At 56.3% G+C, this 22,087-nt stretch carries 16 protein-coding genes and 1 pseudogene; 5 read left to right on the top strand and 12 right to left on the bottom strand.

Translation table 11 applies throughout. From position 1 onward, the window contains the following. Window positions 1-23: 23 nt before the first annotated feature. From THINI_RS27350 to THINI_RS14650, 8 genes and pseudogenes are all read right to left on the bottom strand, one after another. A pseudogene (locus THINI_RS27350) lies at window positions 24-960 on the bottom strand (IS1595 family transposase). 15 nt (window positions 961-975) lie between these two features. Next, a complete protein-coding gene (locus tag THINI_RS24430; protein ID WP_002709340.1) occupies window positions 976-1,875 on the bottom strand; it encodes a S1 family peptidase in 900 nt (299 codons plus the stop codon). 3 nt (window positions 1,876-1,878) lie between these two features. Beyond that, entirely contained in the window at window positions 1,879-2,205 is a 327-nt protein-coding gene (locus tag THINI_RS14675; RefSeq protein WP_002709339.1) for a CU044_2847 family protein, read from the bottom strand. 198 nt (window positions 2,206-2,403) lie between these two features. After that, entirely contained in the window at window positions 2,404-4,743 is a 2,340-nt protein-coding gene (locus THINI_RS14670; RefSeq protein ID WP_002709338.1) for a YgiQ family radical SAM protein, read from the bottom strand. A 136-nt stretch (window positions 4,744-4,879) separates the two neighbouring features. Then, the gene (locus tag THINI_RS14665) at window positions 4,880-6,013 is read right to left on the bottom strand and encodes a lipocalin-like domain-containing protein (protein WP_002709337.1); all 1,134 of its coding nucleotides are present in this window, start codon (window positions 6,011-6,013) and stop codon (window positions 4,880-4,882) included. Then, window positions 6,003-8,396 carry an ABC transporter permease gene (locus THINI_RS14660; protein ID WP_002709336.1) on the bottom strand — a complete coding sequence of 798 codons (2,394 nt, stop codon included), beginning with the start codon at window positions 8,394-8,396 and terminating at the stop codon, window positions 6,003-6,005. Before THINI_RS14660 ends, THINI_RS14665 begins: the two co-directional genes overlap by 11 nt. A 10-nt stretch (window positions 8,397-8,406) precedes the next feature. Then, a complete protein-coding gene (locus THINI_RS14655; protein WP_002709335.1) occupies window positions 8,407-9,588 on the bottom strand; it encodes a PDC sensor domain-containing protein in 1,182 nt (393 codons plus the stop codon). 17 nt (window positions 9,589-9,605) lie between these two features. Next, entirely contained in the window at window positions 9,606-10,292 is a 687-nt protein-coding gene (locus tag THINI_RS14650) for an ABC transporter ATP-binding protein (RefSeq protein ID WP_002709334.1), read from the bottom strand. Window positions 10,293-10,433: 141 nt separating this feature from the next. Here THINI_RS14650 and THINI_RS14645 point away from each other — a divergent pair, with 141 nt between their 5' ends. From THINI_RS14645 to THINI_RS14630, 4 genes are all read left to right on the top strand, one after another. Continuing rightward, entirely contained in the window at window positions 10,434-11,621 is a 1,188-nt protein-coding gene (locus THINI_RS14645) for a PEGA domain-containing protein (protein WP_002709333.1), read from the top strand. Window positions 11,622-11,640: 19 nt separating this feature from the next. Further along, window positions 11,641-13,416, top strand: a complete 1,776-nt coding sequence (locus THINI_RS14640) for an N-acetylglutaminylglutamine amidotransferase (RefSeq protein WP_002709332.1) — start codon at window positions 11,641-11,643, stop codon at window positions 13,414-13,416. Window positions 13,417-13,628: 212 nt separating this feature from the next. Continuing rightward, window positions 13,629-14,180, top strand: a complete 552-nt coding sequence (gene folE / locus THINI_RS14635; protein WP_002709331.1) for a GTP cyclohydrolase I FolE — start codon at window positions 13,629-13,631, stop codon at window positions 14,178-14,180. 133 nt (window positions 14,181-14,313) lie between these two features. Continuing rightward, window positions 14,314-14,880 (top strand): protoglobin domain-containing protein, encoded by a 567-nt coding sequence (locus THINI_RS14630; protein ID WP_040840801.1) that lies wholly within the window; start codon window positions 14,314-14,316, stop codon window positions 14,878-14,880. Here the strand turns inward: THINI_RS14630 and THINI_RS23555 are convergent. From THINI_RS23555 to THINI_RS14610, 4 genes are all read right to left on the bottom strand, one after another. Then, window positions 14,877-15,245 carry a hypothetical protein gene (locus tag THINI_RS23555; protein ID WP_002709329.1) on the bottom strand — a complete coding sequence of 123 codons (369 nt, stop codon included), beginning with the start codon at window positions 15,243-15,245 and terminating at the stop codon, window positions 14,877-14,879. The two genes, THINI_RS14630 and THINI_RS23555, sit on opposite strands and share 4 nt — an antisense overlap. Before the next feature lie 43 nt (window positions 15,246-15,288). Beyond that, the gene (locus tag THINI_RS14620) at window positions 15,289-15,900 is read right to left on the bottom strand and encodes a response regulator transcription factor (protein WP_002709328.1); all 612 of its coding nucleotides are present in this window, start codon (window positions 15,898-15,900) and stop codon (window positions 15,289-15,291) included. Continuing rightward, complete coding sequence (locus tag THINI_RS23550) at window positions 15,897-19,286, bottom strand: CheR family methyltransferase (protein ID WP_002709327.1); 3,390 nt, start codon at window positions 19,284-19,286, stop codon at window positions 15,897-15,899. The genes THINI_RS14620 and THINI_RS23550 overlap by 4 nt, the downstream gene beginning before the upstream one ends. Before the next feature lie 207 nt (window positions 19,287-19,493). Then, window positions 19,494-21,014, bottom strand: coding sequence for a D-alanyl-D-alanine carboxypeptidase/D-alanyl-D-alanine-endopeptidase (locus tag THINI_RS14610; RefSeq protein ID WP_002709326.1), 1,521 nt, complete (start codon window positions 21,012-21,014; stop codon window positions 19,494-19,496). A 269-nt stretch (window positions 21,015-21,283) separates the two neighbouring features. On the opposite strand from THINI_RS14610, the gene THINI_RS24425 reads away from it, so the two are divergent. Beyond that, entirely contained in the window at window positions 21,284-22,066 is a 783-nt protein-coding gene (locus tag THINI_RS24425) for a septal ring lytic transglycosylase RlpA family protein (RefSeq protein WP_002709325.1), read from the top strand. Window positions 22,067-22,087: the final 21 nt, after the last annotated feature.

Raw genomic sequence — 22,087 nt, 5'->3', positions numbered from 1 at the left:
GGCTCAATATGCGTTTCAGGGTCTTATCCCAACAGCAGCGAAAGCAAGGACTGTAAGGCAGCTTGCCCCCGTTTCCTGATGTTGTGAAGAGACTCGAAGAATGCAAGGTAACACGGTAGCTTTTCTTGTGAGATCCCCCGATGAGGTCGTAACCATGAGCGTAACAGTGACCAAAAACCTTCCATCGTATTGACGTGGACTTCATGGAAACCGTCACCATCTTCGTCACGGGCATATTCGCCTGCGCCATGGTTGACGGTTTTGTGGGCATAGCCCCATTCTTCCAATCGGCTGTAAATGTTGTACTCATCGGTGTAGACCAGCGTGCCTGCTGCCACCGTTTCCACAATCAACGGCTTGATCGTCGTCTGTTTCACATTCGCCAGCATACGGATCACGACCTCCCCGGAACGCTGGATCATGCCGAAAATGGGTGGTTTGTCCTTTTCCAGTGTCCCACGCCCCGGCGCACCTTTCAGGGCGCGGCGGCGACCTTCACGCCCAGCATCCGCGACGGCTTCGGGGTTTCCCTTGTGTCCAGCCTTGACATAAACCTCATCAAATTCAACATTCCCAAACAGGTTTACTGGCGTTTTTTTTCTCGACACCACGCCGTAACTGTTCCGTCATCGCCTGAACATCATCCTTGTTCAACCCCAATTCGCGGGCGATTTGTTGGTTGGACAGGTTCAACGACATCAGGTACAGGCACAACACCCACACCTTCAGCGGCTGGTGGTGGCCTTCAAACACCGTTCCCGTCAGGTCATCAAAACGCTTTTGGCAATCCTTACACTGGTAACGCTGGCGTTCCTGCTGGGTGTCATCCTTGCCTCGACGGATAGTGTCCTGTGAACCGCAGTGCGGACAAATCACCCCATTAGGCCAACGCACGGAACGGACTTGCTCGAAACAGGCGGCATCACTGGTCAGGCTGGAAATACTGATGAGCGAGGTCATAAAGCCTCTCCTTGGCTATCGGAAATGACTAACTTTACCGCTATCCATCACGTTTGCAATGCCGGGGAAAACAAGACCCTGAAACGCATATTGAGCCAAAGGAATAATGCCTGCATTCAGAATTGATGATTTACCAGTCCCTGATGCTCCAATCATTAAGATAAATTGGCGATTGGAAATAACCGAAAATAGTTTTTTAATGAAATGTTCTCTGCCAAAAAATAAATTAGCATCTTCCTCTCGAAAATATGAAAGACCTTTATATGGGTTTGCAGGTCGACCAATTTTAGGTAACAATGGCCATGCTAAAGAAATGAGGGATGAAGGAATAACATAAGCAATACGTTCATTTTCTCGAGTATTTATACTAACAACAATGCCGACTACTGCCCTTTCTTGTTTATCCCAAACAGGAGTTCCGCTGAAACCTCTTGATATGCAACGCCGACCAACCTCGTGGTTTAGCTGTATAAGACCTGAAGAGACTAAGCCTTGAAGGCTACCATTAATCCAATCTCCTTCAGGTATTTCTCGGGGGAAGCCACAGATTTTAACCATTCGATCATCTAAATGATTATCCTCCAAGAAAACAACGGGTGCTGGGCAAGAACCTTCGGGTAAATGTGTGTCGTCTAATAGTTCTAGTACAGCAATATCTCTAACAATATTATTACTGATATTGGTTTTTACGGGAAACCATGATATGACTTTGGCAGAAAACTTTAAATTTTTCTGTAATAGTGGAAAATCTAAAAAAACTATCTCAGATGGTATATCGTTAGATAGATAATTATAACCAATTGAGTCAGCTACAACGTGTGCGCATGTAACAATATGCGTAGGTGTAATAAGAAAACCACCTCCAATTACACTTGATGTATTCTTGTGAAGTATGCGTACCAAGGAGTTTTTCATGCCTTAATTCTTATCTCCCTTCCATTTTAATAAGACCTTGAAGTTAGCCTCAATGCCACTAGATGCTATTAATGCGCCGACTTTGCCATCAAGTTTTATGCCGAATTCTAAGTTAACTTCGTCAGGATTATTTATATCTTGGAGAGAGGTTAGGGTCTCATCTATTAATGATTTTATTTTCCCAAGTGACTTTGAAAACTCAATTTGAATCTTTGAAAAATCATTTTGAGAATTGCTTACTAATTCCGAATGGTTATTTGTGTCTTCAATTTCAATATATACCAGCTCTCCATCACTTAATTCAAAGCCAATAACTCTCTTATTATTCATGATTATACCTCGTTAATCAATAAGTTAATGAAAGATCAATTGTCAATTCAAAAATTCAGCTTAATCCAGCCGAATTTTGAATTGATATGGATGCATATTACAAAAAATTAAGTGGTTAATTATTGCATTTTTACACCAATTAACCAATGGTGAACAGTATACAGCGGAACTGGAAAAGGGTAAATCTTGCAAACGAGACTACGTGCGGCGCTGTTTGGGCTTACCCGCTGGCTTTGGTTTGTTGCTTGCTTCCGTGCGCGGTTTAGGTGGCAGTCCAGTATGCTGAGTCAGCATTTTTTTACCTGCCTGTTGTTTATTTGCAGGTTTGCCGGACGTAGCTTTTGTAGCTGGTTTGGCTGAGGCGTTGTGGGCAGGCTTCCCCATCCTCTTCTGGTGCTCCCCACCCTTATTCTTCCGCCGATGCGCCTCATAAACGAGGTCTTCCTCGCCCTTCTGATAATGCGGGATCAACTGGTTCGGCCCATCGCCAATCAGCTCCTGCCGCCCCATATCCGCGATGGCTTTGCGTAGCAGTGGCCAGTTCTTCGGGTCGTGCCAGCGCAGGAATGCCTTGTGCAACTTGCGCTGTTCCGGCGACTTGGCGGTTTGCACCTTTTCGCTTTTGTACGTGACCTGATGCAGCGGGTTCTTTTCGGTGTGGTACATGGTGGTGGCCGAGGCCATCGGCGAAGGGTAGAACGCCTGTACCTGGTCGGCGCGGAAGCCGTTTTTCTTCAGCCACAGCGCGAGGTTGAGCATGTCTTCATCCGATGTGCCGGGATGCGCGGCGATGAAATAGGGGATCAGGTACTGTTCCTTGCCTGCCTCCTTCGTGTATTTCTCGAACAGGCGCTTGAATTCGTCATACGCGCCGATGCCCGGTTTCATCATCTTGGAAAGCGGCGCGTCCTCGGTGTGTTCCGGGGCGATCTTGAGGTAGCCGCCGACGTGGTGGGTGACCAGTTCCTTGACGTATTCGGGGTCGCGCACCGCGAGGTCGTAGCGCAGGCCGGAACCGATCAGCACTTTCTTGACACCCGGTAGGTTACGGGCGGCGCGGTACAGTGATTTCAGCGCGGCGTGGTCGGTGTTGAGGTTCTGGCAGATGCCGGGGTAGACGCAACTCGGCTTGCGGCAGGAGGCTTCCACTTTCGGGTCTTTACAGGCCAGCCGGTACATGTTGGCGGTCGGCCCGCCGAGGTCGGAAACCACGCCGGTAAAGCCCGGCACCTTGTCGCGCATTTCCTCGATTTCGTGCAGGATCGATTCCTGCGAACGGTTCTGGATGATGCGCCCTTCGTGCTCGGTGATGGAGCAGAAAGTGCAGCCGCCAAAGCAGCCGCGCATGATGTTCACCGAGAAGCGGATCATTTCATAGGCGGGAATGCGTTCGCCCTTGTAAGCCGGATGCGGCAGGCGGGCGTAGGGCAGGCCGAACACGTAATCCATTTCCGGGGTGGAGAGCGGGAACGGCGGCGGGTTGATCCAGATGTCCTGCGAGCCGTGTTTCTGCACCAGGGCGCGGGCGTTGCCGGGATTGGTTTCCAGATGCAGCACGCGGTTGGCGTGGGCGTACAGCACCTTGTCCTTGCTGACTTTCTCGAAGGAAGGCAGGCGGATCACGGTGCGATTGCGGTCAAGTCGTGCGCGTGGGTGGAAGTGTAATTTTTGCTCACCGGGGCGCTTGATGCGCGGGTCTTCGTATTCCAGCCATTGCTGGTTGCGCTTTTCGACCTCGCATTCATCCATGTCCGTGGTGTTGAGGTACGGGTTGATGATGCGGTCAATCTTGCCCGGCTGGTCGACGCGGGTGGAGTCGATTTCCAGCCAGCCTTCTGACTCTGGCGGCGTGTCACGGCGGATGAAGGCGGTGCCGCGCACGTCGGTGATGCTGTCCACCGTTTCGCCGCGTGACAGGCGGTGGGCAATTTCAATCACGGCGCGTTCGGCATTGCCGTACAGCAACAGGTCGGCGCTGGCATCCATCAGGATCGAGCGGCGCACTTTTTCCTGCCAGTAATCGAAATGGGCGATGCGGCGCAAGGAGGCTTCGATGCCGCCGAGGATGATGGGGACGTGCGGGTAGGCTTCCTTGCAGCGCTGCGAATACACCAGCGAGGCGCGGTCAGGGCGTTTGCCCGCCATGCCGCCGGGGGTGTAGGCGTCGTCGGAGCGCGTTTTGCGGTCGGCGGTGTAGCGGTTGATCATGGAATCCATGTTGCCCGCCGCCACGCCGAAGAACAGGTTGGGTTCGCCCAGTGCCATGAAAGCGTCTTTCGACTGCCAGTCCGGTTGGGCGATGATGCCGACGCGGAAGCCTTGTGCCTCCAGCACTCGCCCGATCACCGCCATGCCGAACGAGGGGTGGTCGACGTAGGCGTCGCCGGTGACGATGATGATGTCGCAGGAATCCCAGCCGAGCGCGTCCATTTCCGCACGCGACATGGGGAGATACTCAGACGTGCCATAACATTCTGCCCAGTAATGTGGGTAATCGTAGAGGGCAGCGGGCGCGTTGGGGGCAGTGTTCAGCGGCATCGGGCGGTTTCATTACGGGTGAAAGCGGCTATTCTAGCGCAACCGCTGGCCAGTGTGTGATTTCTCCCAAGTCGCTTATGGGAAGGGTTACGCAGAAACGGCAGGAATCTAGTGGCGGACATACTACCCTGAACAGTCACTCATACCCTGACATTTCCAGATAGCCATACCCCAGCGGTCTGCCGCTCTCCGCATCCACCACTTTCACCGCCCCCTCCCAGTAAGTGATTCCCACCCGCATCAACTGATCATCCACCAACGCCTCCACCCGCCAGCGCCACTGCTGCTTCGGCAGGGATATTTCCCACGCCACCGGATAACACGCGCCGCTTTCCGCCTGCCAGTAACGTAGCGGCTTCAGTTCCACATCCTGCGCCACCAGCGTTTGCGCCTGCCCATCCGGCTGCACCCACTTGCCCGCGCTGTGCGGGTCAGCTTCCCCCGACTGCTTGCGCAACCGGTAAAACATTAAATCATGCCCATCCTGCAATTGCAGTGAAAACCAGTCCCACCCGGTCTGGTCAGCTGACAAGGCGCTGGTGCTCCACTCCCGATCCAGCCACGACTCGCCGGTTACGGTGAAATGCTCATCCCCTCGCCAAATATCGCCCAGCGTCTGCAAACGGGTCACGGAGTAATACCAGGAAGCATTGCCCGGCTCGTTGCTTTTCTGGCTCAGGCCATGGTCACCCTGCAACACCGGCGGCTTTGCCAGCCCCAGTTGCAGGTTGAGGGAGAAATCCTTCGCTTTTACACCAATGGCCCAAGGGAAATCACCCGTGCCATCACCCACAATCTGCCAATCTTCCAGCCACACCCGGAACGGGTTACTGGCTTGCCCTGCCAACCCGACAGCACCACGCGCAAAGCGCTGGTCATGCCAATGCTCCCCTGCTTCCACATCCGTCAGCGCCACATGCGCCATCCACACCTGATGGGTCGCCCACACCGACGGGCTATCTGGCGGATGCGGCGTCAACGCAATGCGGAATAACGTCACCTGATAGCCAAAATGCCGCCCACTTTCCGTTTGCAGGTTGCCGGTCACATACCACCATTCATTGCGGAAATCCGGGTGCGCGGCATGATCTTGCGGGAAATGGAATTCGCGTGAGCCAACAGCACGGGCAAACCCCGCATCGGCCACCCCGCCCAGGGCAGAATTCAGATCGAAAACATTGTCGGATTCCGGCGCTTTGCCACAACCCGCCAATAGCCATAGCAAACACCACAGAACCCAAAGAGGGCGTTGCCACCACCTAACGCCCATCCAGCCCCTCCCGCACCGACACCCGCCCAATCCTGCGTACCGGGTAAACGCTCGCCAGCAACGCCGCCGCCAACGCCAGTAACACCGCCTGCACGCCGGTCAGCGGGAAGAAATGCGTCTGCATCGTCCAGCCAAACGAACGCTGGTTGATAATGTCGATCAGCACCACCGACATCAGCCCACCCAACGGCAACGCCAGCAATCCCGCCAGCACCCCAATCAATGCCGCCTGCCCCGTCACCAACCACTGCAACTGTTTGGGCGTGAAACCGGTCGCACGCAACACCGCATATTCCCTACCCTTTTCCAGAAACAGCGCCATCAACGCGCTGAACACCCCCACAAACGCCACGATAATCACCAGCAACCGCAGCACATTGGTAATCGCAAAGGTACGGTCAAACACCTGTAAGGAGTTTTCCCGAATGTCGCGGTTGGAACGCACCACCAACCCCTGCCCCGGCTGCGGCAACTCCCCCGCCCAAGCTTGCAGCTTGCGCTTGAGCACGGCCTCGTCCGCACCCTCCGCCAGTTTCATGCCGATGGAAGAAACGCTACGATCTTGCCAGTAACGCCAGTACAGGCTACGCGGCAATACCACCATGCCCTGCGTGGCGCTGTAATCGCGGAACACGCCCAGCACCGGCAAGGCCACTTCCCCCGCCACATCGGTTGGCATCCGCACCGTATCCCCTACCCGCTTGCCGTTGTGGTAGGCAAACGGTTCGGAAACCAGCACGCCCTTCCCAGCCAGAAACTGCTGCCAGGCCGCGTCGCCACCACTGAGGAAATCGAAACCACGCCCGCTATGCCGCCCCGCCTGCATCACCAGCACCGGAATTTCCACCCCATCCACCGGCAAGCGGGTGGTGCGCCCGGTACTGACGGATTGCACCTCCGGCAATGCCTGAATCCGCCCCAGCCATTCCGGGCGCAGTGTGCCGCTGACACGTGCCGCATCCTCCGTCACCGCCGACACATACAGGTCGCTGGAAAGCGTCATTCCTAACCAGTCCGCCACGCTGGCGCGGAACGAACCGATCATGATGCCCACGCCCACCGTTGCTGATACCGCCACGCTCAGCGCAATGATGGCCAGTGCGGTGCGGCTAAGACTGGCCTCAACGCTACGGATCGCCATCCGCGACAGCAGGAATGCCCGCAAACCTGGAACCTGCTGCAAGCCCCGCAAACCCAACCGCAACACCAGCGGCACGCACAAGCTGTAACCCACAATCAGCACAAACAGCCCCACAAACCCCAGCAACAAACTCTTGCCAGAAACACCAATCAAGCCCCAGCTCACCAGCATCAGCGCCACGCCCGCCACTACCAACCCTACGCCCATCCGCCGCCCGCCTTGTTCCAACGTAGACTGGCGGGCAACCTGCACCGGCGACACCCGTGCCGCCTCCAATGCTGGAGCCAACGTCGCCACCAGCACCGCCAGCAAGGTAATGCCTACGCCTTTCAGCAACAGCCCCGGCGTCAGCAACAAATCGGTCGCCCGCACATTCACGTACAAATCACGGATGGTTTGCGTCACCAGCACCAGCAAGCCCTGCCCCAGCAACACGCCCAGCAGTACGCCGAGGATGCTGCCAGCCGCCCCCAGCACCAGCGCTTCCAGCAGCAAATGGCGGAACAGCTGCCCGCCCGTTATCCCCACCATGCGCCCAATGGCAAAACTCCGCCGCCGTTGCAGCACCGAAAACGTCATGGTGTTGTAGACCAGGAACGCCCCCACCAGCACCGCCAGCAGGCTCATCGCCGTCAGGTTGGTCTGGAAGGCTTGCGTCATCTGGGTGAAAGCCTGCTGGCGGTTGGCGAAGGAGTCGAGTTTGAGGGAGGGGGGCAGGCGGGTCTGGAGTTTTGCTGCTTCGGCTTCGGTCAGCTTGAGCTGGATACTGGTGAGGCCGGGGGAATCACCTTGCGCCGTAGCAATATCCGCCACCCACACCTCATCGCCAACCTGCACCATTGCCCCCGGCTCCGTCAGCAAGCGCCGCACATCCTCGCTGGAAATGTCCGCCTGTGCCCCCCGCTGCAACGGCGCTGCAAATGGGTCAATCCCCAGCACAGTCTGTTGCAAGCCATCCCGCACCCATGTGGTTTCCACCAGCGGCGCGGAATCCCGATAGCCCCATTCCACCCGCAACTGCCGGTAGAAATCGTCAGGGATAGTGCCACGCACGGCCGTAATTTCATGTGTCATCTCGCCGGACAACACCTGCACCGACTGGCGGAAAGAATCCTGCGCCGTCTGGTTGGCCAGATCCACCGCGATAATCACCGCCGTGCCCAGTGCAATGCTCAGCAGCGTCAGCCACAACTGCCACGGATGCCGGGTGAAGAAACGCCAACTGGAACGCGCAAGCAACATGGCGCTCACCTTACAGGCTGCACACGCCGCCCTCGTACACGTCCATCACCGACTTGAGCTCGTGGTAGACGTAATCGCGCTCGCCCTTGCTGTAGGTTTGCAGACACTCGGGGATTTCATCCTTTTCCAGCATGTACAGCAGCTTGTTGACCTGCACGCAGCCACGCGCGGCCAGCTCCTCCACCTTGTCATCCAATTTGGTGTAATCGAGATCCTCAGCAGGCACGATGGCTTGCGGGAAATGGTCGCCGCCAAACCAAAACTCCAGCCCTTTCGCCAGGAACTCGTCGTAGTTGAGGTAATGCGTGCCATCACAGGAAAAATTCAGGCCGACCTTGCCATTGACAATATTCAGTGAACCATAGCGCAGGTAAATGGTTTCATCCGCAAACCGCAATGCCTTGAACTGTTTGAGGATTTTGCCCACATCCGCGCGCGGCACGATGGAACGCTCGAAATAGGCGCGACGCGGGTATGCCATGCAAATGTTCGGGTTGATCAGCTCATCCATGGTCAGGATGCGGTACACATACGGGTCATCCACATGCCAGATGGTCGAGCGGCTACTGGAAAAGTGTATCTGTATGTGGTGCACGCCCTGATCCAGCATCAGTGCCTCATGCACCGACAGCACGGTATCGATGTGCCTATCCATCAGGCTTTCCACCCGCTCCTGCAAGAACAGCCCGCCCCGGATAGCCGGGTCGCCCTTGATCTGCCGCCACTGGCTAGGTTCCTCGTAAATCACTTCGGAATGCGGCAATTCCCGCAAGTCATAGTCCACACCGAGGAAGCCCACCCGCTGTTTACCGGGGTCGCAAATCGTCTGGATGGCGGTCAGCGACGGGCGTTTCTTATTGCGGCTGATATAGGCTTCCGACAGGCTGAAATAGCAGTTGTCCTTGTGCATTTCCGACATGTAGGGCCGGTCGGAACGGTCACGCCCACGCGCTTCCTCATCCGGCCCGAAACGGTTGATGGTGGAACTGATCTGTACGCCGTTTGCATCCAGCACGTAGACGTATTTGCACAACTCCAGTTTGGGAAAGATTTGCTCCAGATGTGCATCCAGCGCATCCGGGTCGCGCATCAGGGCAGGCAACTCGCCAGCAAACTGGATGAGGGTATTGCCCAGCATGTCTTTGAGGCGGGCGCGCTGGGCGTTGATGGTGTGTTTCAGTGTGTTGGACATGAATGGTTTCCTTTGTATTACCAGGCCAGTGCTTGATCACCGACCTGCAAGCTGCCGTTATGCAATAGTACGATGCGCCCGGCGCGCTCCGCCACCTTACGGCTATGCGTCACTACCAGTAGGGTTTGTTGTGCCTGTTCCGCCAGCCCGAACAGCAAATCCAGCACCCGTGCGCCGGTTTGCGCATCCAGGTTGCCGGTTGGTTCATCCGCCAGCACCAGCGCAGGCTGATGGATCAGGGCGCGGGCAATGGCAACGCGCTGCTGTTCGCCGCCGGAAAGCTGGTCGGGGAACGCTGAACCGCGTGCCGGTAACTGCACCGCCTCCAGCCAGTGTTGCAAACGTTGCTGCTGTTCCTGCCGCCCAATCCCCAGCAACTCCAGCGGCAACAGGATGTTTTCCGCCACTGTCAAGGTCGGGATCAGGTTGAACTGCTGGTAGATGAAACCGATATGCTGACGGCGGAACAGGGTCAGTTGCGGCTCCTGCCATTGCGCCAGATTACGTCCGGCGATGCGGATTTCCCCGCTGTCAGGCCGGTCGATGCCACCCAGCAGGTTAAGCAGGGTAGACTTGCCGGAACCGCTGCTGCCGACCAGCGCCACCCGTTCGCCCGCCTGCAACCCCAGGCTCACATCCTGTAGCACCGGATGCCGCCGCCCCGCTTCCGGATAGGAATAGTGCAAATGTTCAGCCTGTAACACAATCAATCCCCATCAATCGAAAAGGCAGATGTAACATGGAAGCCTAACCGGGGTAAAATACCTCTCAACCATCTCAGGAATGGGCAGGGTGCAGCTTTCTGTTATCCTCAGGCAAACCATAATGAAGAGAAGCTAATACTCATGAGCGGAAAACTGAAACTATTGATTGGCGGGCTGCTGCTGGGTGTCTTGGTCACGTTCGCCCTGATCGGCGTCAAAAGCACTTTCACCGCCAGCCAGCCGGAACCAACAGCCACGGCCACACCCACCGAGCAGGATTGGGCAAAACCATCCATCATGCCCAATGCCAACATGCCATCGCCGGATTCCTTCAAGGATGACAGCCTTTTCACCCGCCCGCTGAACGACAAACCCGAGGAAGAAGACACCAGCAAGGTGGAGCTGGTCGGCGAGCCTGACGCAACGGATACCGACACGCCAAAACGGCCGGACACAGACACAACCCAACAAGCGGAAACCGGCTTGCCTGCTGAGGAAATTAGCGACTCACCTGATATAGCCTCAACCAATGACACCCCCCAAACTAGCAAGGAAGATGACAGCGTACAACTGGTGAATGAACCCGAACCTGACGCCCCGCCGCTCGAAAAACCCGCCACCGCCACCACCGGCAAACTGGAAATCATCGCCCAGACCGAAAGCGGCAAATCCGTCAAGGCCAATGTTTACATCCAGAAAACCAATGGCAGCAACATCGACAAAGCTACCTACACCTCCAAAGCCAACTTCAACCTGCCCCCCGGCACTTACAAGGTAACGGTGCGGGCGGAAGGTTACGGCAGCCTCAGCCGCAATATCAAAGTGCCTGCCAATGCGGTGGTGAATGAAATTTTCCCACTGCCGAAAATCGCCGCCGCCCCACCTGCTACCCCTGCACCCACGCCGGTTTCGCAAGCCCCTGAGCCTACCCGCCCTGCCGCTGCTGACGGCAAACTGCGCATCGCCGCGCTGTCAGCGGATGACGGCAGCCCGCTGACGGTCAATTTCACCATTGCGCGGCTGGATGGCAGCATCGTTGACCGCGTGAGCAATGTCGCCATGACGGAACTCACCCTGCCTGCGCAGGAATTCGTGGTCAGTTTCGATTACAAGGGGTTTCAGGGCTATAAATCGCTGACGGTGAAACCTGGGCAGCTGATTACGCACACCTTCAACATCCGTGGTGTCAGCGGCAACCCAGCACCTACGATGGGGCAAATGCAGCCCACCACACCGCCGCTGCCCGTGCCTGCGCAACAACAGCCACAAAGCATGGAAGAAATGCTGATCCAGCGCATCCAGCAGGAGCTGGAACGGCAGATGCGTTAACCAACAAGGAAACAAGCTAATGTGCGGAATCTGCGGTGAACTACGTCTCGACGGCCAACTCCCCGAACTGCGTTACCTCAACGCCATGATGGCGAAGCTGGAAAAGCGCGGCCCCGACCACGCGGGCAGCTTTTCCGACGGTGCGCTGGCATTCGGCCACCGCCGCCTTGCCATCATCGACTTGTCGTACAAGTCCAGCCAGCCAATGGTGGATGCGGAATCCGGACTCGCGCTGGTATTCAACGGCACGATCTACAACCACCCGGAATTGCGGGCGGAACTGAAAGCGCGTGGCCACCATTTCTTCTCCGAAGGCGACACCGAGGTCATTCTCAAAGCCTACGCAGAATGGGGGGAAGACGCGCCCAAACACCTGCTGGGCATGTTCGCCTTCGCGGTGTGGGACATGAAAAAGCACACGCTGTTCCTCGCCCGCGACCGCATGGGCATCAAGCCGCTGTACTACGCTGCCGATGGCAAGAGCTTCCGTTTCGCTTCCAACACGCAGGCGCTGCTGACCACGCCCGGCATTGATACGTCACTTGACCCGCTGGCCATCCACAACCTGTTTTCGCTGCACGCAGTCGTACCTGCACCGCGCACGGTGCTGAATGGCGTCCGCAAGCTGCAACCAGCGCATTCCCTGACCATCCACGCCGATGGCAGGCAGGAGCTAAAACGCTACTGGAATCTGGTTGCGCGCCGCCCAAGCGAACCGCGTTCCGAACAGGAATGGATCGAAGGCATCCACGACGCGCTGAAAACCGCCGTGCGCCGCCGTAACAACATTGCTGACGTGCCAGTAGGCGTGCTGCTCTCCGGCGGGCTGGATTCCAGCCTGCTGGTGGCGCTGCTGGATGAAATCGGCATTCAGGACATCCGCACCTTCACCATCGGTTTCGACGACCAGCCGGAGGAAAAAGGCAGCGAGTACGAATACTCCGACGCGGTGGTGGAACGTTTCCGCCCGACCCACCATAAGTTCCACATCCCCAACGAACAGACTTTGCTGCGTCTGCCGGAAGCTGTGGCCAATATGGCAGAACCCATGTTCGGGCAGGATGCAATCGGTTTCTACCTGCTGTCGGAACAGGTTTCCCAGCATGTGAAGGTGGTGCAATCCGGGCAAGGGGCGGATGAAGTGTTCGGCGGCTATTTCTGGTATCCGCAGGCGCAAGCCGACACCAACCCCGACATGCTGCAACGCCTTGCCCCGTACTATTTCGACCGTGATCACAGCGAAATGGCCGACATGCTGCAACCGGCTTTCCAGACCCGCGACTACACCAGCGAACGGGTGCGCGAACTGCTGGAATCGCCGGATGCAGAAGAAACGCTGGATGCTGTGCTACGTGCTGACGTGACCACTTTCATCGTTGACGATCCAGTCAAGCGCGTGGACAACATGACCATGGCCTGGGGCTTGGAAGCGAGGGTGCCATTCCTCGACCACGAATTAGTGGAACTGGCCGCGCAAATGCCGCCGGAACTCAAGCTACGTGATGGTGGCAAATATGTGCTGAAAAAGATTGCGCGCGGACGGGTTCCCGATAGCGTGATCGACCGCCCGAAAGGCTATTTCCCCGTGCCTGCGCTCAAGTTTGTGCGCGGCGAATTCCTCGACATGATGCGCGATTTGCTGGATGCACAAGCGTGCCGCGAACGCGGGCTATTCCAGCGCAACTACATCGACAAAGTACTGGCCTCGCCGGAAAGCCATCTGACGCGCATCCAAGGCAGCAAGCTGTGGCACATGGCGCTGCTGGAAATGTGGTTGCAGCAGCACAGCCTGTAAACCCGCACAAAGCAGCTTGAGGGGGAGTTTCATTCTGTAGCCGTAGTTTTGTCTGAGCGCAGCGAGTTGACGCAGGCGGAAGAATGGAACTCCCCCTCAAGCTGCGCGCCCCCCCCCCCCCAATAAGCAGATAATTTCCCCCCCTATTTGCCAGCCACACATAAGCAGCCTATCTTCAACAGGAAAGCAACTGACAGGACAATAACAACCCCATGGACACTAGCAAACTTTACGCGGAACTGATTACCAACATCGGCGAAGACGTACAGCGTGACGGCCTGCAAAAAACACCGGAACGGGCCGCCAAAGCCTTCAGCTTCCTCACCCAGGGGTATCAGCAATCGCTGGAAGACATCGTTAACGGAGCCATTTTCGACTCCGACAACGACGAAATGGTGATCGTCAAGGACATCGAACTCTACTCCCTGTGCGAACACCACCTGTTGCCATTCGTAGGCAAGGCGCACGTCGCCTACCTGCCACAAGGCAAAGTGATTGGCCTGTCGAAGATTGCGCGCATTAGCGACATGTTCGCCCGCCGCCTGCAAATCCAGGAAAACCTGACCAAGCAGATTGCCGAAGCCATCCAGCAAGTAACGGGTGCTGCTGGCGTAGGCGTGGTGATCGAGGCGCAGCACTTCTGCATGATGATGCGCGGCGTACAGAAACAACATTCGTGGACAGTATCCTCCATGATGCTGGGCGAATTCCGCGATAACCCGCGTACCCGGCAGGAATTCCTGCACCTGATACGTTCCGGCTAACACTGGCAATGAGTTGGTGTTATGACCGACTAGCGGAAAAAATTGGTGATTTGCGCAAAAAAGTATTACTGTCACCTGGCTAGAGCAGTGGATGCTCGTTTCGGTACGCAAACAACCTGTAGTGATAAAAAATATGCAGCCTATTGATACCCAAGCCCTATGCACCTATTCCAAGCAGTTCTCCGGACTGGATGACGGCAAAATTGCAACCCTGCACCAAATCTACCCCGCTGTCAGCGACCGTTTGCAGGAAGTGACAGACATTTTTTATGCTCGCTTACATGACATCCCCAAAACCGCCAACTTTCTGGAAGGCCGCATCGAAGGTTTGAAAAAAACCCACGTCAACTGGTTGCATGAACTGTTCACCAGCGATTTTGGCGAGGCCTACACCCAAAAGCTCTACCATGTCGGCGATGTGCACGTGAAAGTGAAACTGCCTGTCGAATTCATGGCGGGCGCAATGGTCATCATCCAGTCAGAAATGATCCGCATCTTTGGTGAATTGTATTCCCACGACCCGGACATGCTGGTCAAAGCCTCCCAGGCTCTGAATGCCGCCACCGGTTTTTCCCTACTGGTCATGCAGGAATCTTACCAATCCTCCACCTTGGCGGCTGAGCTGGAAAACTTCCTCAAGATCACCGGCATGAGCCGGGTGCTGTTCGACAATCTGGCCAAGGCTTACCGCAAGCCTTAAAGTTCCACCCCAATGGTCACGCCCGTGCGCGGGAACCAAGAGTAAGGGGAGCCGAAACCGTCATAGCCGTTACGCTCGTTGTTGCGCTGCACTTGGCGTGACTGGCAAATGCGGAAACCGTCTTCCCAGCCGAGCTTGTACTCGGCGTTGCTGATCTTGCCCAGATCCTTGGCGTAGGCAAACGCCCGGTTGCCGCCTGCTGACAGGCCGCTTTGGCATCCGTCACGATAACCGGCGGCGAAGATAGGCGATTTGCCGCTGACCCCGGCCATTTCACGGTTAAGCTGTTCCTCCGGTGGGACGCTGGCGCATCCTGCCAGCAACAAGGCAGCAGCGGCACAAACAGACAGGTAATGGTGATTCATCAGCAATTCCTCGTGCAGGCGCACCGTCTACAATTTTTCATTATCATATTAAACGCGCATCCCTGGTCATTTCCAGCAAATCCAGAATGGAATCCGCGTGCATCTTTTCCATCATGCGGGCGCGGTGGTACTCGACAGTTTTCAGGCTGATTCCCAGTTTTTCGGCAATCTGCTTGCTAGGAGTCTTGTCGATAACCAGAGTGAAAACCTGATGTTCGCGCTCGGTCAGGTTGGCCAGACGTGCCTGGATCGTCATCAGTTGCAGGCGTTTTTGCTGGTTGATTTTATCCTGCGCCAGTGCCGCGTTGATGGCATCCAACAGCAACTGGTCATCCAGCGGCTTTTCCAGAAAATGCGCTGCACCGTTCTGCATGGCACGCACCGCCAGCGGCACATCCCCATGCCCAGTAATGAAAATCATCGGCAGGGAAAAAGCTTGCTGGATCAGGCGCTGTTGCAGTTGCAAGCCACTCATGCCCGGCATCCGCACATCCACCACCGCGCAACCGATCATGTGCACCGTATAGGTTTGCAGGAACTGCTCGGCAGAAGCAAACGTCTGCACGTTCATCTGTACCGACTCCAGCAGGAAGCGCATGGCGTTGCGCACCGCCGGGTCATCATCAATCACGAAAACGGTTGGCTCGAAATTCATTTGGCCGCTTTCCGTTGCACAGCCGGCAGGGTGAAACTGAAGGTAGTCCCGCGCTTCAGGTTGCTGCTGGCCTCCAGTTTGCCGCCATGGGCTTCAATGATGGAATGGCTGACCGACAAGCCCATGCCCATCCCATTGGTTTTGGTGGTGTAAAACGGTTTGAAAACCTTGTTGGGGTCGGCATCCGTCAACCCCGTACCTTTGTCGATCACCTGTACCTGGATGGTTTCCTTATCCAGCTGATGGCTGCGGATGCGTACATAAGGCAGGGCATCCGGGTCGGATTCGGAAGCATCCACTGCATTCTTGACCAAGTTGATCAGCACCTGTTCGATCTGGATCGGGTTGCAATGCACGGCTGGCAGATTTTCATCCAGCTCTAGCACCAGATCGACCCGACGGAACTGGGCGGTGGTTTGCAGCAGGTTTACGGTATCATGCACGATCTGGTTGAGGTTATTGTCGGCCATTTCATGCGGGCGGTCTTTGCGGGTGAAATTCTGGGTGTGGCGCAGGATTTCCCCGGCGCGGCGGATTTGTTCCCCCGCCAGATCCATCACGTCGCTGAGGCTTTGGGGGTCGCATTCCCCGCGCGCCATGCGGTGGCGGCAGCCCTGGATGTAACTGGCAATGGCCGACAGCGGCTGGTTGAGTTCGTGAGCCAAGCCGGAAGCCATTTCCCCCAGCGTGTTGAGGCGCATGATGTGGGCAAGCTCCTGCTGGCGCTCCTGGGCGAATGCCTGCGAACGGATGCGCACGGTCTGGTCGCTGATCACCGAGACGATCATTTGCTCGCCTTTACGGTCTGCCATCACGGTGGAATTGAGTTCCAGGAAGCGGTGGTTGCCTTTGAAGGTAATGATCTCGACGCTTTCCTCGCGGAAGTTGCTGCCCTTGTTGACCATCGCCAAACAATTTTCCAGCATGGGTTTGGATTCCGGCGTGGCGAAATCATTCATCCGTTTGCCGACAATCTCTTCCTTGCTCGCAGCTTCCATGATCCTCACGGCGGCAGGGTTAACCTCGACAATGGTTCCGTCCAGCTTGCAAATATTGACCCAGGTAGGTTGCATTTCAAAAATGGCGGCCAGCTTGCCGCGCTCCTCGTCCAGTTGCTTCTGGATACGGCTGCGTTCGCTGATTTCGTGGGAAAGCTGCTCGTTGGTTTCCTGCAATTGCAGGTTGGCCTGTTTCAGCCCACGGTTGGCGGCTTCCACCTCGCTGCTCTTGACGCTCAGTTCCTGATTGACCGTGCGCAACTCCTCGTTAGTGGATTGCAGCTCTTCGTTGGAGGTCTGCAATTCCTCGGTGGTGGTGAACAGCTCCTCGTTGGTCGACTGGGCTTCCTCGAAGGTGGATTGCAGCTCTTCGTTGGAAGTTTCCAATTCCTCAATGGTGGTCTGGAGGCTTTCGCGGGTATCGCGCAGCTCGTCTTCCATCTCGCGGATGCGGGCGATAGCGGCTTCATCCAGGTCAAAAGCGTCAATAGGTGGGGTGGAAGGCTCCTGCACCATAGTCTCGAAAATAACCAGGATCAGCGCATACTCGGTGGTGTCGGTATTGAGGAAATTGCGCAGGCGCAAGCGCACGCTTTGCTGCTTGCCATCCACTCCCATCAGGATCGGGCGGCTAACGGTCGCCTCGTCGGTAGCATCCTTGGCGCGGTATAGCAGGCCGCGCATATCCTGACGCAGTTTTTCATGGATCAGGTCGATGATATTGGCACCCATTTGCCCATCCGGAAAGCTCAGGAACGGAGTCAGGTTGCCTTGCAAATATACCACCTCATGACGGTCGTTCAGCAATAGACAGCGCGGGTTGTAGGCTTTAGCAAGCAGTTTGTCGAGGGCGTCTTTCAGGCTGAGCCGTTTCTTGGGCTGGCCACTGGTGGGGCGCATGGTGGCGGAAGCCAAATTGCGGTTGTGCAACAACAGTGGCAGGCGACCCTTGACCTCATCCCGCTGGCGGTAGATGCGCGCCTTGCGGTCAACGGTGGCGAACATGTTTTCGCTTTCACCCACCGTTTCCGACTTACCTAGGAATAGCAGGCCACCCGGCTTGAGCGCATAGTGGAAGGTGTCCAGTATGTTCTTTTGCAGGTTCTGGTTGAAATAAATCAGCACATTGCGGCAACTGACCAGATTCAGGTTGGAAAACGGTGGGTCGCACACCAAGTTGTGCTTGGCGAACACCACCATGCTGCGAATTTGCGATACCAGTTGGAAGGAACCATCCTTTTGTGAGAAATATTTATCTACCAGATGGGGGGGAATGTCATCCAGCGCAGTCTTGGGATAAATCCCCTGACGGGCGATGGAAAGCACCCCCTCATACAGGTCAGTACCAAAAATCTGGATTTTGTACGCGGCCATGCGGCTGCCCAGAAATTCCGCCAGCATAATGGCGATGCTGTAAGCTTCCTCGCCAGTGGCGCAGCCTGCTACCCAGATGCGGATTTCGCCGGAATCCTTCGACTGGAGCAGCCCCGGCAGGCAGTTGCGCAAGCTCTGGAAGGCGTCTGGGTCGCGGAAAAAGCTGGTGACGGAAATCAGGATGTCATTGTGCAGCTCGTACAGCTCTTCCGGGCGCTGATGCAACAGTTCCACGTATTCGTGCAATTCCTTGCACTTGTGGACGGTCATGCGCCGTTCCAGCCGCCGTAGCAAGGTGGCGCGTTTGTAGTCGCGGAAATCGCTGTTGGTCTGGCGTAACAGCAACAGCAGGATTTCAGCGATTTCATCCTCACCATCGGCGGTGGCCTGTTGCGCCAATTGCAGCATATTGCCGGGCTGGTCGATGAAATCCTGGATTTTGCGGGCAATGGCGTCCGGTGGCAGGATCAGGTCGACCTGCCCGGTGCCGATGGCGGCATGCGGCATATTGCTGAATTTGGCGGTGGATTCCTGTTGGGCAATGGTGATGCCACCTTCCGCCTTGATGGCGCGGATGCCGTGCGCCCCGTCAGTGCCAGTGCCGGAGAGGATGATACCAATGCTGCGTTCACCGTGGTTTTCAGACAGGGTGAAGAAGAAACGGTCGATGGAAGGCTTGGGGCCTATGCCCACGGCTTTTTCCAGGTGGATGCGGCCATGGGAATACATGGCATCCATGGCTGGGGGGACGATGTAGAATTTACCGCCTTGTAGTTCCTGGTTCTGCTCGACCTCTTCTACTGACATGGTGGTTTCACGGGCGAGGATGGAAGCCAGCATACTACTGTGCTTGGGGTCGAGATGCTGTGCCAGTACGTACACCACTTTGGGGTGGCAGGGCAGGTCAGGAACCAGGGTGCGCAAGGCTTCCAAGCCACCAGCGGATGCGCCGATCCCGACGATAATCAGCTCCTGCTGAGGTTCCTGCGGTTGCTGGGCTGGCGTTTTTTTCATAATCCATTTATCCGTTTGATGTTACTGGCAATCCCATGGATTTACCCCTCACGGAATTATAGGTACAAACCTCGCCCGGCGCAGCTGTGGCGTTGTCAGTTTCTGGACAATGCGGATTAGGGTTGACACTTATTTTTTGACCAGAATATCAGCAAAACAGGAAAACCCGCCGAAGCGGGTTTTCCTGTTACTTGTGCCAACCCTGGGTTATTGCAAGCTGGAGAAGCCGTTCCGGCCACCGAAGTAGACCCATTCAACCAAGTCATCATGCGCCTCTTTGGCGCTGGCGCGGATGTTGCCATCATTGTGCAACAGGGAAACCACATAGGTCTGGCCATTGGCGGCGGTCAGGTAACCCGCCAGCGCCCGCACGTTACGCAAGGTGCCGGTTTTGAACTTACCGCGCCCGGCCAGGTTTTTCAGGCGGCCTTTCACTGTGCCATCCTGCCCCAACACAGCCATGGAGCGCATCAGGTCATCGCGGTAGGGGCTGTTGTAAGCGTCGACCAGCATTTCACCCATTTCACGGGCGGAAATGCGCTCCACCCGGCTGAGGCCGGAGCCGTTTTCAATCTTCAGGCTGGAAAAACGCAAACCACGGCTTTCCAGGAACTGGCCGACTGCCGCCGCGCCCTTTTGCGTCGTGCCAGGTGCGCCGAACTGTTTTGCCCCCATGCTCAACAGCAACTGGCGCGCCTTGACGTTGTTACTTTCCTTGTTGATTTCGACCATCACGTCACGCAACGGCGGGGAGTAATGGGTATGCACCAGTTGCGCACCCTGAGGAGCAGCGCGCACCTGCAAGCCGCCCCCCAGACGCCCGCCCATTTCGCCTACCCAGAGTTTCCAGAAGCCGCCAAACAGGTTGGCGTTCAGGTCATTGCTGTTGCGCGGGGCAATCGGGCAGATACGCTGGATCTGCCCCGCCTGGTTGCGGATTTCGTAGCAACTGCCGCGCTCGTTGTAGAGCAGCGCCTCCGGCTGGGCGTTGTACTCGGCATTGTCCTTGCCATCAATGGAGGGCTGGTAAGGCACATTGAAGTAAGTTTTGTCGACGACGAAATTGCCCGCAATGTTACGGATGCCGCGCGCACGTAATGCCTGCAACAACTGGCGGAAATCGCCCTCGCTAAAGTTCGGGTTGCCATAGCCCTTGATGATGACATCACCTTGCAGGGTATCACCCATGACATTGCCAGCGGTGTAAATTTCAGTCGGCCAGCGATAGTCTGCCCCCAGCACGCCGAGAGAAGAATAAGTAGTCACCAGTTTCATGGTTGAAGCCGGGTTGCGGGGCGTATCGGCATACGCTGCCAGCAGTGGCTGACCACCGTTGGCAGGGCGCACATACGCACCCAGGTTTTGTTCCGGCAGGCCGCGTAATTGCAGGCTGGCAGCAATCGCATCAGGCAGACGGCTCAGCTGGCCAGGGCCACGGTAGGTTTTGTCACCACCTGCCGAAGCCAGGCGGGTAGGCTGGGTTTGGGCACTGGACTGCCCACCAGAATGGCTGGCCGGAATGTTTGACCAGGATGGCTGTTGCCGGGATGGGCTGGCCTGGCTGCTTGGGCGCGCCGCTGGTTGCTGCTTTTCATCCCCAAACAGCTCAGTCTGTGGGTGGGTGCTACCCGCACTCGCATAGGCCGTACCCGGTTGTACATTTTGCTGGCTGCAAGCCGCTATCGAGTAAGACAGAAGTAAGACTGAGCCAATCTGCAAAATCCGCATGGTTCGGTTTCCCCGTTGCTAACGTTTCCGTGTAGTAAATGATTCTAGCGTTTCACCCCAGACCCTGGGTGAGTAAAAATCCGCTATTGTAAGCCCGATCAGGTAATAAGTCTTTCACGACTTGCCTAAATAGATACTTAATCACCTACAAAAGTTCTGCACAGTTTGCAAATGCTGCTGACAGAGCGGGCATTTACGCGGGGTTTACAATAGCTGGGAGCGTGCTATCCTTGAGCGCTGATGCAAGTGAGTAGATGGAGACGACAACAATGACAACATCTGAATCAGGCAGTCTGGCGCGTTGCATACAAGGCATCAGCGCCGGTGTCATGGCACTGGCCATAGCTGCAACTTTCAGTCTGCCGACCGCCGTCCTGGCCAAAGAAAAACCTGCCAGCAAAGTGGAAGCCAGTAAAAAATCCAGCCAGAAACTGAGTAAAAAATCCTCCAAATCCAAAGCTTTGGCCAAAAAAGCCAAGACCGTCAAAAAATCTGCCAGGAAAAGCGCGTCCGTCAGCCGGAAAAAATCAACCGCCAAACAGGCTGAAACCCCCACCAACTTTGTCTGGAAACCATCCGCAGAACCCAAACAGGCGTATTATGTGATACCCCATTCCGTTGCGGGCCATGTGGCGGGCAAGAGCCAGAACTCCCCAGACTTCACCCAGACCAGCTCAACCCCCGCCGCCAGACCAGCACTACCAACCCAAGCCGCAGCACCCAAACCGCAAGCCAAAAAAGCCCCCACCACGGGCGACGTACATCAGGTCGGCACGGCATCCTACTACAATGACAAGTTTGATGGCGGCAGAACCGCCAGTGGAGAGCGTTTCGACCAGGATAAAATGACTTGCGCCCATGGCAGCCTGCCCTTCGGTTGCCGGATTCGCGTCACCAATATGCGCAATCAGCAATCGGTGGAAGTGAAAGTCAATGACCGTGGCGGTTTCAGCAAACACGGGCGCGTGATTGACCTGTCCAAAGCGGCGGCGAAGAAAATCGGCATGATGGCCAGCGGCACAGCCAAGGTCATGATCGAAATTCTGGAGTAGCGCCTGCCCTCCCCTCACCTG

This window comes from Thiothrix nivea DSM 5205, from assembly GCF_000260135.1.
Taxonomy (GTDB): domain Bacteria; phylum Pseudomonadota; class Gammaproteobacteria; order Thiotrichales; family Thiotrichaceae; genus Thiothrix; species Thiothrix nivea.
The sequence above is the reverse complement of the archived record's forward strand: the minus strand, read 5'-3'. Positions and strand labels throughout refer to the sequence as shown.